The following is a 12,001-nucleotide window of genomic DNA, read 5'->3' on the forward strand; positions in this document are numbered from 1 at the left end:
GCAGCACAACCGGGCCCGCTAAGTTCGTGGCCATGCGGATTCAGCTGGGCGAGCATGCGCCGGAGATCGAAGAGAGCGCGTGGATCGCGCCCAACGCCACCGTGATCGGCCGCGTGCGGCTCGGCGCCGAGGTCAGCGTCTGGTACAGCGCGGTGCTGCGCGGTGACCTGGAGACCATCGACGTCGGCGCGCGCAGCAATATCCAGGACGGCTGCGTGCTGCACGCCGACCCGGGCTTCCCGCTGACCGTCGGCACGGGGGTCTCGGTAGGGCACAACGCGATCCTGCACGGGTGCACGATCGGCGACGACGTGCTCGTCGGCATGGGCGCCACCATCCTCAACGGCGCGGTGGTCGGACCGGGCAGCCTGATCGCGGCCAACGCGCTGATCCCGGAGGGCGCGCGGATTCCGCCCGGTTCGCTCGTGGCGGGCGTGCCCGGCAAGGTGCGCCGGGAACTCGGCGCCGAGGAGCAAGATCGCATTCGCCTGAATGCGACTGTCTACCTAGCAAATACAGCCCAACATCGCACGGCGAATGAGGTGTGAAACAGGACACACTGATCAAGTGTCCATGAGAGATCGCTGATAGCATTCAGCCAGCGTGCCCGGCGACCCGGGCTCTCCTGTCGACACGGTTGTCGTGCGACTTGTAGCGCAGTGGTGAACCCACCCGGGTCGATGGGTGGGCGAGCGTGCAGGCAGGAGGTATCACGGTGTCGTACGTGCAGTCGGGTGTGCACGGGCCCAAGGGCCGGATCAGCGTCGCCGACATCGCGGCCCAACCGGGGGGAGTCGAGGCACTCCAGCGCCGGGTTCATGAATTACGTTCTCGCGGTGTGGATTTCGCCGCGAACGCGATCGAGAAGGAAATGGCCGAGCTGGATCTGCCGCGCCAATGACTTCGACGCCACGCTCACCGCGGATCACGATGCCGCGGTGAGCGTGGCGAGTCCGGCCGTGGTGTGCTGATCCAGCGCCATCAACGCGGCCCGAATTCGTACCGTTTGCCAGCCGCCGTCGACCCGGCGCAGGCGCACCGTCCCCTCGGTGCGATGCCGCGCCAGATCTCGCGACATGGTTCGCGCGGTCGCCAGATCATCCGGATGAATCTGCGGCCTCGGTTGCCCGGGGAGATCCGCCCAGGCGACGTCCGGCATGGGCGGGCCGATCCACCGGATCAGCCGCAACGAGCGGAGATTGACGATCGCGCGGTACTCGCCGGGTTCGGTGGCGGCCTCCAGCACCGCGTACTCCAGGATCGTCGGCGGTGGAGCGGCGGAGACGGCGGTGGCCGCGCCGATGTCCTGGGTCACCCCGCGCAGCAGCACATGAGGCTCGCCCGCGTCGTCCGGCTCGGCGACGATCCGGCAGGCGAAATGCCCGGCGCGCAGGGCGTCGTCGTCGCGCCGGATGGTCCAGACCGCCTGATGCTCGGTGCCCGGCGCCGAGTTGACGATCTTGGCCAGCGCCTCGCTCTCGTCGCGGTTGGCGACCAACCGGGTGAACGCGCCCGCGATGGCCAGCTCGCCGGCCCGGTTCTCCGGCGCGACGCCGTACAGGTCCAGCAGGTCGACACTGCGCACCGAGCGGTTGGTCGTGAGATCGAAGTACCACGCCCCCATCGGGTCGGCCGCCGCGACCGGCTCTTGCCGCGGGCCCACCCACAGTCGTACGGCATGCGCCCGTCCCGGCGCGATGAGCAGCGGCTCGGCCCGCACCGTGCGCCGCCCGTCGCCGGAGACGCACGCGACCGGCACACCGGTGGCGCACGCCCGCCGCAGCGCCGACTCCGCGTCGGCCCGCGCCAGCGGATTACGCACGATGTTGCTCAGCGGTACGAACGACTTCGGCGCGGAACCCACGGCGATCACTCGCCCCGGCTGGCCCGAAAAGCACTCCAGCAGCAACCATTTCGTCACCATCCGCGCCCCCGCACGCCCGCATCGGCGGCCCGCCGTAACTCGTAATATGCTCGGCCGGTTGTCATTTCGCCCTCCCCGTCCCTGACCGCGCATCCCGCGTGCGGTCAGGACCGGAATACCATGTCCAGCACCTTCTCGTGGTACGACCCCGCCATTCGTGTGACCAGGTCCACAGCGATGGCATCGATTCCGACCAGGACCTTCGCCTCGCCGCGCGCAGCGCCGCGCAGAATGGTCCGCGCAGCGGCTGCCGGGCTGGTCCGCGCCACATGTTCCTCGAATCGGCGCACCACCGCTTCCGCGTCGACGCCCGGCGCGACGCTCGCCGACCGGGCGATCCCGGTGAGCACGCCGCCGGGATACACCCCGGTGACCCGCACCGAGCCGCCCGCCGCACGCATGTCCTGGCGCAGCGAGTCGGTGAAACCGCGTACGGCGAACTTCGCCGCGTTGTACGGCGCGTGCCGCGCGACGGCCACCAGCCCGAAGGCCGAGGACATATTGACGACATGCGCGCGATCGGCGGCCAGCAGGTGGGGCAGGAACGCCTTGGTCCCGTTGACCACACCCCAGAAGTCGACGGCCATCACTCGTTCGAAGTCGCTGAATGGCGACTCCAGCACGCCGCCGACGTGCAGGATGCCCGCGTTGTTGAACAGCGCTTCGACCCGCCCGAACCGCGCCACGGTCCGCTCCGCGTACGCGAACACCGCCGCCCGATCGGTGACGTCCACCGTGCTCATCGACGGCTCCGGGCCCACGGCCGCGCACAACACCCCCGTCTCGGCCACGGCATCCGCCGACTTGTCCGACAGCGCCAGCGATGCCCCCGCGCCCGCCAGTGCCACCGCCAGCGCCCGGCCGATGCCCGAACCCGCGCCGGTGACCGCCACCACACGATTCGCGAAATACCCCATGGCTCAACCCCTTTCCGGACCGGCCGGAGTCACGGCCGGACACGACCACAGGCTAGTGAGCCGAATCTGGACGCGCGACCCACTCCATCCGGCCGCTCCTCGGGCAATGCCGGGTCACGCGGCGTCCACCCAATGAAATAATGGACATTCCCGTCCGCACCCGTCGCGACGCCGCGCCCACCGGCCACGGCCCGGCGACCGCGCCGAACCTACTGGAGATCCGATGCCAACCCTCTCACCCATGTTGCAGCGCATCCTCGAGAAGCCGGTCGCCGACGGCGAAAAGCTCCTGGAAAGCGCACTCTCGGCATTCCTGGACTTCGGTATCAAGCGGACCAGCATGGGCGAGATCGCCCGCCGCGCCGGGATCAGCCCGGCCACGCTGTACCGGCGCTATGAATCCAAGAACGACCTCGTCGAAGCGGTCAGCGTCCGGGAGGCACAGCGCTTCGTCGCCGCGATCGAGAAGCAGGTGCGCACCGTCTCGGGCAACGACGATCAGCTCGTCGAGATCTTCGTCGCGTTCATCAGCGCCATCGCGGGCAACGAACTGCTGCGCCGACTGCTGCGCACCGAGCCCGACCTGATCCTGCCCCGGCTGACCACCGAGGCGGGGCCGATCCTCGCCGTCGGCCGCGACTACCTGGCCGAGAAGCTGCGCGAGCTGCGGAATGCCGGTGGCACGCACGACTTCGACGCCGATCTGGTCGCCGAGATCATGGCCCGGCTGGCGCTGTCGCTCGCCCTCACTCCCGACGGCCTGATCCCGGTCAGCGATCAGAACGCGGCGCGCGAATTCGCCCGCCGCACGCTGCTGCCGATGGTCGGCGTCCGGGTCAGCGCCTGATGGGCGCTGTCGGACGCAGTCCGTCTTCAGCCCGCGCATGGCCGGAGCGAAGGCGGAGGTACGCGTAATCCGACGCCGAACGCGGCGGCCACCCGCTCGTCCAGCTCGGCCCGCGCCGCCGCATCAGGCACCCGGCCCTCCACGAACTCGCGCACCAGATCGATGACTCCCGCCGACCGGGCCGCCGCCGGGTCGGGCACCGGCAGCCGTGACACATATTGGGTGATCCACCGCCGCCTGCCCGAGTACAGCCGATTGCCGCAGACCGCGTCGTAGAACCGCAATCCGAGCGCCGAATTGGCCACCCCCATCAGCAGGTATGCCAAGCGCGTCGCCTCCGTGGGCGCGGCCGCCAGATCGGGCAGCGAGATCCAGTAGCAGTCGCCGTTGACCACCGCGCCCGAGCTGTCCAGCGCGAAACGCGGACGGTCGCTGATGTCCGGGAATACCAGCTTCGGCTGCCGCCACAGGTGCGGGCGCTGCGGCACCCAGATCTCGTACCAGGCGCGGCCGCTCTCGACGACATAGCGTCGCCCGGCAAGTGTGCGACGATGCGACCGCAGATACGCGGCGGCCGCAGGGTATTCGCCGAGATCGATCGGCGTGCGGCGGGCACAGGCCAGGTCGTAGGGATACAGCACGCGAACGTCGCGTGCGCGTGTGGCCCGCCACGGCGCCAGATCGTGATGGGTGATCAGCTCCAGCAACAGTTCGGGCTCGGGACACAGGTCGGCCTGTGCCCAGCGGTCGGAGATGAACACATGGTCGGCGGTCGTCTTGATGCCGACCCGGATGCGCGCCACCTCGCCGAAACTGCGCCAAGTCGCCGCCGCTATCCGCGCCAGCCAGGAATCGATCGCGTCGTGCGACATCCGCCACGCGGCCTCCGGCTCCCGCGCCGCGCCGCGGAGAGTCCTTCGTTCCGCCGTGACCTCCGGCGCGGCGTCACGGGTCGAACTCTCATCGCCACCCCGACGGGCTCCGGGCGGCCCGCACCCCGTTGCCAACGTGCCGACCTCGACGGCGAAGGTCCGGCCGTTGTACTCGACGATCGAGCCGCCCGGGTCGAGCAGCGCCTCGAACAGCGTCTTCGCACCTGGTGTTTCGCCGATGGCCTCGTAGGCGGAGACGTAGCGGCAACCGTCGCCGTGGTTCGCGCGGCGCGCGATGGTGATCGCGGGCAGCACAGCGGCGGTGAACAGTTTGGTGTCTCCCAGGTCGTACAGCTCGACCGGAGCCAGATCGGTCAGCAACAGCCGCCGGATGTTCGCGCCGGCCTTGGTGGTCAGGAATCGGTTGGCGCACAAGAGGCCGAGCACACCTCCCGCGGCCAGCAGCCGGGGCAGCGTCGCCACGAACGGATGGGTCAGGTCGATCCGCCCGCGCAGACCGAACCGCTTGCTCAGCAACTGCGCGGTCGATCCACCCAACTGCTGGGTGCGCACATACGGCGGGTTGGTGATCACCGCGTCGAACGAGCCGTCCGCGAGCCGCGCCTCGACCGCGAGGAAGTCCGCCTTGCGCCAGTGCGCGTCGATCCCCGCCGAGCGGGCGCGCTCACGGGCGACCGCGAGCGCGCGGGCGTCCAGGTCGTAACCGGTCAACACCAGACGGACACCGGGAAACCGGGCCGCGACCTCCTCGTGCACGGCGAACAGCAATTCGCCGTCGCCACAGGCTGGATCGAGCACACGCAGGACGCCCGCGTCCGAGGGCTCGGCATGGCGCAGCAGCCGTTGCGCCAGGAACCGCGCCAGCACGGGCGGCGTGTAATGCCTGCCGTGCCGTTTGCGGTCCCGCGCGGCGGGAGCTTCGGACGCCATATCGGGATTCTGCCTGGCGCGACCGCGCCCGTTGCCGCAACGCGGGCAGCACTTTTGCGCCCCGCGCGCGTCGCGGCCGACTCGCCCGGCGACGGCGTGGCGCCCGGCTTTCGCGCCGGAGCGGATGCTACGGCTTCCGCACCACCCAGGCCTACGCCGACGAAGTCGCCACCTGGTTCGCCGACTGACACCAGAGGGCGTCAGCGCGCGCTACCCGCGGTCGCCTCGGCGCCGGTGACGCCCAGCAAGCCCGGTCCCGGCTTCGGGGTGACATCGCGCGCGGTGAGTTCGGCTCCGCACGAATCGCATTCGAGCCGGACGTGGGCCTCGCCCGCGCACTCGTGATGGGCGTAACGCACCGGAGGCCCTTGCGGCGCCATATAGGCATCGCCCCAATCACGGATGGCCAGCAGAATCGGGTAGATGTCGTGCCCCTTGGCAGTGAGGCGGTACTCCTCGTGCGCGCCCACGGCGGCCTTCTGCTTGACGAGGATGCCGTGCTCGATCAGCCGGTCCAGCCGATCCTGCAACCTGCTGCGCGATATGCCCAGTGCGCTCTGGAAGGCGTTGAATCGCCGGATCCCGGAGAAGCAGGACTTGAGGATCAGCAGCGTCCAGCGATCACCGAAGATCACGAGCGGGCGCGTGATCGAGCACGGCACGTCGGCCAGTTCTTCGTAGCGCACCTCCCGATGCTACCGACCACCGTGCCGCTCCCGCCCCGTGAGACTTCACGACCTCACCCCCTCCAACTGCGTGCGACACACCAAACCACCGAGTCCACAGCGCCCCACGAGCCCGTCGGTGCGAAGCCCGGAAAACGCGAAGCGGGCCCCGGGAATACCGGAGCCCGCTTCGGTGCGTAGATCAGAGCGGAATGTTCTTGTGGTGGCTGGCGCGGGCCGGGGCCGCGGCGAGCGCCGCCGCGATAATGCTGCGGGTCTTCGCCGGGTCGATGACCTGGTCGACGACACCGATGGCGATAGCGCGCTCCACACCGCCCGCGATGCGCTCGTGTTCGGCGGTGAGCCGCTCGTGCAGCGCCTCGCGCTCCTCCTCCGGCGCGGCCGCGAGGGCCTTCTTGTGCAGGATGCCGACCGCGGCCTTGGCGCCCATGACGGCCACCTCCGAGCCCGGCCACGCGTAGACCGCCGTCGCGCCGAGCGAGCGGGCGTTCATCGCGATGTAGGCGCCGCCGTAGATTTTCCGGGTGACCAGCGTGACCCGCGGAACGCGCGCTTCGGCGAACGCGTGCAGCAGCTTCGCGCCGCGCCGCACGACGCCTTCCCACTCCTGGCCGACGCCGGGCAGGTAACCCGGCACGTCGGTGACCACGATCAGCGGAATGCCGAACGCGTCGCACAGCCGCACGAAACGCGCCGCTTTCTCCGCGCTCTCGGAGTTCAGGCAGCCGCCGAGACGGATCGGGTTGTTCGCCAGCACACCGACGGTGCGCCCACCGAGACGGCCCAGACCGGTGACGATGCTGCGGGCGTACCCGCCCTGCAATTCCTCGAACGACGACTCGCCGTCGACGTTGTCGAGCAGCTCGTTGATGATCGGCTTCACGTCGTAGGCGCGCTTGGCCGACTCCGGCAGCATCGCCTTCAGGTCGACGTCGCCGTGCTCGGCCGCGACCAAGTCGAATTCACCCTGCTCGGCGAACATCGACACCAAGCGGCGAGCGCGGTGCAGCGCGTCGGACTCGTCGGCGGCCACGATGTGGGTGACGCCGGACTTCTTACCGTGCGTCTCCGGCCCGCCGAGGGTGGCCATGTCGACCTGCTCGCCGGTCACGCTGCGCACCACGTCCGGGCCGGTCACGAAGACGCGGCCTTCCGGAGCCATGATCACGATGTCGGTCAGCGCCGGGCCGTAGGCGGCGCCACCGGCCGCGAAGCCGAGCACCACGGAGATCTGCGGGACCAGGCCGGACGCGCGGACCATGGCCTCGAAGACCTGACCGACCGCGTGCAGCGCCTCGACGCCCTCGGCCAGGCGAGCGCCGCCGGAGTGCCACAGGCCGACCACGGGAACACCGGAGTCGATGGCGGTGTCGATGGCGTCGACGATGTGCTTGCAGCCCTCCACGCCCATCGCGCCGCCCATGACGGTGGCGTCGGAGCAGTAGGCCACGGTGCGGACGCCGTCCACCTCGCCGATGGCGGCGAGCACGCCGGACTTGTCACGCGGGTGTAGCGGAAGAATGGTGCCGGGATCGAAGAAACGCTGGAGCCGGCCGAGCGGATCGCGCGGGTCGGTCGTCGTCTCCTGATGCAACGCGGGAGCGATGATTGTCATCGCGTTGTCTCCTGACCTCGATAAGTGCGCCGCTGCCGCGGCTGCGTATGGCGAAACGCGGCGGGGCCGACCACGTCAGATGGCCGGCCCCGCCGGAATCGTTGTGCAGTCGATCGCGCGGCTATGCCCGACCGAAGGCGAGCGCCACGTTGTGCCCACCGAATCCGAAGGAATTGTTGATCGCGTACTCGATCTCCTGGCGGCGGGCTTCGCCCTTCACCACGTCGAGGTCGATCTCCGGGTCCTGGTTCTCCAGGTTCAGCGTGGGCGGAACGATGCCGTCGCGGATGGAGAGCACGGTCAGCACGGACTCCAGGGCGCCGACGGCGCCGATCGAGTGGCCGAGTGCCGACTTGGGCGCGTACACCGAGGCGTGGCTGCCCACGGCCTTGTTGATCGCGTTCGCCTCGGCGGTGTCACCGATCGGCGTCGCGGTCGCGTGCGCGTTGATGTGCGTGATGTCCGTCTTGGTCAGACCAGCGGACTGCATCGCCCTGGTCATCGCCCGCGCGGCGCCGTCACCCGTCGGGTCGGGGGCGACGAGGTGGAAGCCGTCGGAGGTGATGCCCGCGCCGAGCAGGCGGGCGTGGATGGTCGCGCCCCGAGCCTTCGCGTGCTCCTCGGTCTCGATGACCATCAGCGCGCCCGCCTCGCCGAAGACGAAGCCGTCGCGATCCTTGTCGAAGGGACGCGAGGCGCCCTTCGGGTCCTCGTTGCGGGTGCTCATGGCGCGCATCATGGTGAACGCCGCGATGGGCACCGCGTCGATGAAGCCCTCGACGCCACCGGTGACGACCATGTCCGCGTCACCCATGACGATCATCCGCCAGGCGTTGGCGATGGCCTCGGAGCCGGACGAGCACGCCGAGACCGGAGTGACCACTCCTGCCCTGGCCTTCAATTCGAGGCCGACAACGGCCGAGGGGCCGTTCGGCATGACCATCTGCACAGCCAACGGCGAAATCTTGCGATAGCCGCCGTTCTTCAGCTTGTCCACGGAATCGATGAGGGCGTCGCCGCCTCCCAATCCGGTGCCGATGGCCACACCCAGCCGCTCCGGGTCGACTTCCGGGCTGCCCGCGTTCCGCCAGACCTCGCGACCGAGCACGGTCGCGAGCTGCTCGACGTAGGCCATGCGCCGACATTCGACCCGGGACAGCAGGGTATCCGGCCGGACCTTCAGGTGACCGCCGATGCGGACCGGAAGGTCGTATTCCTCGACGAAGGAATCCTCGAGAACGTCGATGCCGCTCTCGCCGTTGAGGAGTCCCTTCCACGTCGCATCGACGTCACCCGCGATCGACGTGGTCGCCGCAAGGCTGGTTACGACGACGTTGGGGAAGTTCCCGTTCAAGGTGGAAGGAGTGGTCACAGTTTCGGCCCTACTCGGCGTTGTCGAACTTGGCCTTGAGCTCGGCCGCCGCCTCAGCGTTCTCGGCCTCGAGCTTCTGGATGTAGTTGACGGCGTCGCCAACGGTCTTCAGGCTGGCCAGATCCTCGTCGGGGATCTTCACGCCGTACTTGTCCTCGGTCTGAACCGCGATCTCGACCATGGACAGCGAGTCGATGTCCAGGTCATCGACGAAGGACTTCTCGATCGTCACTTCGGAGGGCTCGATGCCGGTCACCTCTTCGATGATCTTGCCGAGTTCCTCGACGATTTGTTCCTGGGTCAGAGCGGCCACGTCGTGGCTCCCTTCTTGATACTTTGTAGGGCTCTACTGGTTTTTTTCGGATCGAGCGCGGTAATAGTTACCGCCTCTCGATCACGACCTCGCATCATGTGATGCATGGTCGCGGAGGAAAGCTAGCCGGACACGGTCAGCTCAGCCAACGCGGGGAGGTCTTGCGGGGTCTTCAGGGCCAGCGTGGGCGTGCCCTTCAGCTCCCTCTTGGCAATGCCGACGAGGGTGCCCGCCGGCGGCAGTTCCGCCACCGCCGAAACGGCGGCCTGCCGGACGGTCTCGGTGCACAGATCCCAGCGAACGGGCCGGGTGACCTGCGCGGCGAGCTTCTCGATCGCGTCCTGTCCGGACGCGACCGGCTTGCCGTCGAAGTTCGAGAGCAAGGTTCGGGTCGGCTCGTTCGGCGTGATCTTCGTTATGGCGTCGGTCACAGCATCCTGCGCGGGCGCCATGAACGCCGTGTGGAACGCGCCCGCGACGGGCAGCGCCCGAACCCTGGCCTTCTCCGGAGGGTTCGCGGCGAGCTCGGCGAGAGCGTCCAACCGACCCGCGGCCACGATCTGGCCCACCGCATTGCGGTTGGCCGGGACGAGGTCGAGTTCGGTGAGCCGTTCGAGCACGGCGGCCTCGTCGCCGCCGAGCACCGCGGACATGCCGGTCGGTTCCAGTGCGCACGCCTTGGCCATCTCCGCTCCGCGGATCGCGGCCAACCGGACCGCGTCGTCGGCGGAGATGACTCCGGCGACCGCGGCGGCGGCGAGTTCACCGACCGAATGCCCGGCGACGATGGTAGCGGCGGGCAGCTCGTCCTGGGAGATCTCCGCGAACGCGAGTAGCGCGGCGGCGACCACCAACGGCTGGGTGACGGCGGTGTCGGTGATCTCCTCGGCCGTCGCGGTGGTGCCGAGACGGACCAGGTCCAGGCCGGAAGCCTTGGACCACAGCGTGAGGCGCTCGTTCGCGCCGGGAAGGTCGAGCCAAGGCGCGAGCATGCCGGGTGTCTGAGAGCCCTGTCCAGGGGCGAACAACGCGATCACGCCTCTAAGAAAACACTGTGAGGCGGGCCGCACGAGATGTCGACGCGGATGAAGCTTCGGAAGCGGTTTTGTGGGAGTTCCACAAAAGACCACGTGGGCTGTCCGAATCGACCGATTCCGCCGATGCGTTACAAGCCCTCGGGGCCCAACGCGATCGAAGTGACTTCTGGGACAGGAGTTGACGATTCGTTACGGGTTCGTGTCAAACGACCCACTGTTGCGGCGATCCGGAGGACGTACGCGTCCCGCGGGTTCATCGGATCCCGGCCGGTGATCTCGGCGATTCGCTTGAGGCGATACCGAACCGTATTTGGATGGACGTACAGCTGACGCGCACACGTCTCGACCGCTCCACCGCAATCCAGGTAGGCATCGAGAGTGTCCGCCAGCGACGACCCCGCCGCAGCCAACGGTAGGACAAGGTACTCGTTCAGCGCGTCGATCGCAGCTCGATCACCCAACAAAGCGCGTTCCGGCAGCAATTCCGCCGCGTGCACCGGTCGCGGCGCCCCCCGCCAACCCACCACGGCCTCCATCCCGGCCAGCGCTTCCACCGCGCTGGCGTGGGCCGCGCCCAGCGTGCGGGTGGTCGGGCCGATCACCACCGGACCATCGGAGAACACGTCCGCGAGCAGGTCGGCCAGGAACGGTGAGATCTGAGCGGTCTCCCCCAGATGCCCGGAGACCACCATCACCAGCCTGGTGCCCTGCACCACCGCGAGCGCGGCCCGCCCGTGCCGCGCCGCGATGGAATGCACCGCCCCCACCGAGGAGACACCCTGCTCCCCGGGTGGCGTGCCAACCAGCACCGTCGCCGGTGCGGTGGCGTCCCAGTTCAGCGTCGCGGCCCGGGAGAGCATGTCCGGGCCGGTGTCGCCGCGCACCACGGCGTCGACGACGAGCGCCTCCAACCGGGTGTCCCACGCGCCGCGCGACTCGGCGGCGCTGGCGTACACCGAGGCGGCGGCGAAGCCGAGCTCACGCCCGTAACGCAGCACCGCCTCGGTCAGTGCCACCAGCTGCCGGTCGTTGCGCGCGAGCGCGGGCAGCCACTGCTCGAAGAACTCCATGGCGACGCGCACCATGTCCACGGTCTGGCGCAGCGTCAACCGCCGCGCGAGATCCTGCGGGATCACCTGGAAGGCGTCCAGGCTGAACCGGATGTCGCTGTCCGGGTCCTGCAGCCACTCCAGGAAGTTCACCACCGCGGTCTGCACCAGCATCTGCACGCCCGCCCGTTGCGCGGCGTCCAGATCGGCGAAGAACGGCAACCGATCCTGCATCGACCCCACCGCCTCGGTGGAGAGGCGGCCGGAGAACTGCTTCACGCGTTTGAGCAGCGTGTCCGGAAGGGGGTCGCGGGTCTGCCGGTTCGGGGAGAGCGCGCCCGTCGGCAGATACACCTCGTGCTCGGAAGAGCCCTCGGAGATCCGTCGCGGCCGCGGCGGTTTACGGTCCACCATCCAA

General features: G+C 69.1%; 12 protein-coding genes. 3 read left to right on the top strand and 9 right to left on the bottom strand.

Annotation, left to right across the window (positions count from 1 at the left end):
• Nucleotides 1–32: 32 nt before the first annotated feature.
• Nucleotides 33–548 carry a gamma carbonic anhydrase family protein gene (locus ACWEH3_RS09795; protein WP_450015166.1) on the top strand — a complete coding sequence of 172 codons (516 nt, stop codon included), beginning with the start codon at nt 33–35 and terminating at the stop codon, nt 546–548.
• 167 nt (nt 549–715) lie between these two features.
• Complete coding sequence (locus ACWEH3_RS09800; protein WP_039803648.1) at nt 716–901, top strand: hypothetical protein; 186 nt, start codon at nt 716–718, stop codon at nt 899–901.
• Nucleotides 902–925: 24 nt separating this feature from the next.
• On the opposite strand, the gene ACWEH3_RS09805 is transcribed toward ACWEH3_RS09800, so the two are convergent.
• Both ACWEH3_RS09805 and ACWEH3_RS09810 read right to left on the bottom strand, forming a co-directional pair.
• The gene (locus tag ACWEH3_RS09805) at nt 926–1,924 is read right to left on the bottom strand and encodes a GAF domain-containing protein (protein WP_450015167.1); all 999 of its coding nucleotides are present in this window, start codon (nt 1,922–1,924) and stop codon (nt 926–928) included.
• A 104-nt stretch (nt 1,925–2,028) separates the two neighbouring features.
• On the bottom strand, nt 2,029–2,841 hold the full coding sequence (locus ACWEH3_RS09810; protein ID WP_450015168.1) for an SDR family NAD(P)-dependent oxidoreductase: 813 nt from the start codon (nt 2,839–2,841) through the stop codon (nt 2,029–2,031).
• A 223-nt stretch (nt 2,842–3,064) separates the two neighbouring features.
• On the opposite strand from ACWEH3_RS09810, the gene ACWEH3_RS09815 reads away from it, so the two are divergent.
• Nucleotides 3,065–3,688 carry a TetR/AcrR family transcriptional regulator gene (locus tag ACWEH3_RS09815; RefSeq protein WP_355072755.1) on the top strand — a complete coding sequence of 208 codons (624 nt, stop codon included), beginning with the start codon at nt 3,065–3,067 and terminating at the stop codon, nt 3,686–3,688.
• Between the two features lie 26 nt (nt 3,689–3,714).
• Here the strand turns inward: ACWEH3_RS09815 and ACWEH3_RS09820 are convergent, their stop codons facing one another.
• The 7 genes from ACWEH3_RS09820 to ACWEH3_RS09850 form a co-directional block, all read right to left on the bottom strand.
• Nucleotides 3,715–5,511 (bottom strand): Eco57I restriction-modification methylase domain-containing protein, encoded by a 1,797-nt coding sequence (locus ACWEH3_RS09820; protein WP_450015169.1) that lies wholly within the window; start codon nt 5,509–5,511, stop codon nt 3,715–3,717.
• A 200-nt stretch (nt 5,512–5,711) separates the two neighbouring features.
• Nucleotides 5,712–6,197 carry a winged helix-turn-helix transcriptional regulator gene (locus ACWEH3_RS09825; RefSeq protein ID WP_450015170.1) on the bottom strand — a complete coding sequence of 162 codons (486 nt, stop codon included), beginning with the start codon at nt 6,195–6,197 and terminating at the stop codon, nt 5,712–5,714.
• Nucleotides 6,198–6,378: 181 nt separating this feature from the next.
• Complete coding sequence (locus ACWEH3_RS09830; protein ID WP_450015171.1) at nt 6,379–7,812, bottom strand: acyl-CoA carboxylase subunit beta; 1,434 nt, start codon at nt 7,810–7,812, stop codon at nt 6,379–6,381.
• Between the two features lie 121 nt (nt 7,813–7,933).
• Entirely contained in the window at nt 7,934–9,184 is a 1,251-nt protein-coding gene (locus ACWEH3_RS09835; RefSeq protein WP_450015172.1) for a KasA/KasB family beta-ketoacyl-ACP synthase, read from the bottom strand.
• A 10-nt stretch (nt 9,185–9,194) separates the two neighbouring features.
• Nucleotides 9,195–9,497 carry a meromycolate extension acyl carrier protein AcpM gene (acpM, locus tag ACWEH3_RS09840; RefSeq protein ID WP_039796877.1) on the bottom strand — a complete coding sequence of 101 codons (303 nt, stop codon included), beginning with the start codon at nt 9,495–9,497 and terminating at the stop codon, nt 9,195–9,197.
• A gap of 122 nt (nt 9,498–9,619) precedes the next feature.
• Complete coding sequence (locus tag ACWEH3_RS09845) at nt 9,620–10,534, bottom strand: ACP S-malonyltransferase (protein WP_450015173.1); 915 nt, start codon at nt 10,532–10,534, stop codon at nt 9,620–9,622.
• Nucleotides 10,535–10,662: 128 nt separating this feature from the next.
• Nucleotides 10,663–11,997: a PucR family transcriptional regulator gene (locus ACWEH3_RS09850; RefSeq protein WP_450015174.1), complete on the bottom strand. Its 1,335-nt coding sequence runs from the start codon at nt 11,995–11,997 to the stop codon at nt 10,663–10,665.
• Between the last annotated feature and the right edge of the window lie 4 nt (nt 11,998–12,001).

It is taken from the genome of Nocardia sp. NPDC004718, from assembly GCF_053601535.1.

What these genes read in the sequence shown, in the direction of transcription:
- ACWEH3_RS09810 (WP_450015168.1), bottom strand. Translation starts at nt 2,841, where the DNA reads ATGGGGTATTTCGCGAATCGTGTGGTGGCGGTCACCGGCGCGGGTTCG.
- ACWEH3_RS09815 (WP_355072755.1), top strand. Translation starts at nt 3,065, where the DNA reads ATGCCAACCCTCTCACCCATGTTGCAGCGCATCCTCGAGAAGCCGGTC.
- ACWEH3_RS09805 (WP_450015167.1), bottom strand. Translation starts at nt 1,924, where the DNA reads ATGGTGACGAAATGGTTGCTGCTGGAGTGCTTTTCGGGCCAGCCGGGG.
- ACWEH3_RS09820 (WP_450015169.1), bottom strand. Translation starts at nt 5,511, where the DNA reads ATGGCGTCCGAAGCTCCCGCCGCGCGGGACCGCAAACGGCACGGCAGG.
- ACWEH3_RS09830 (WP_450015171.1), bottom strand. Translation starts at nt 7,812, where the DNA reads ATGACAATCATCGCTCCCGCGTTGCATCAGGAGACGACGACCGACCCG.
- ACWEH3_RS09795 (WP_450015166.1), top strand. Translation starts at nt 33, where the DNA reads ATGCGGATTCAGCTGGGCGAGCATGCGCCGGAGATCGAAGAGAGCGCG.
- ACWEH3_RS09850 (WP_450015174.1), bottom strand. Translation starts at nt 11,997, where the DNA reads ATGGTGGACCGTAAACCGCCGCGGCCGCGACGGATCTCCGAGGGCTCT.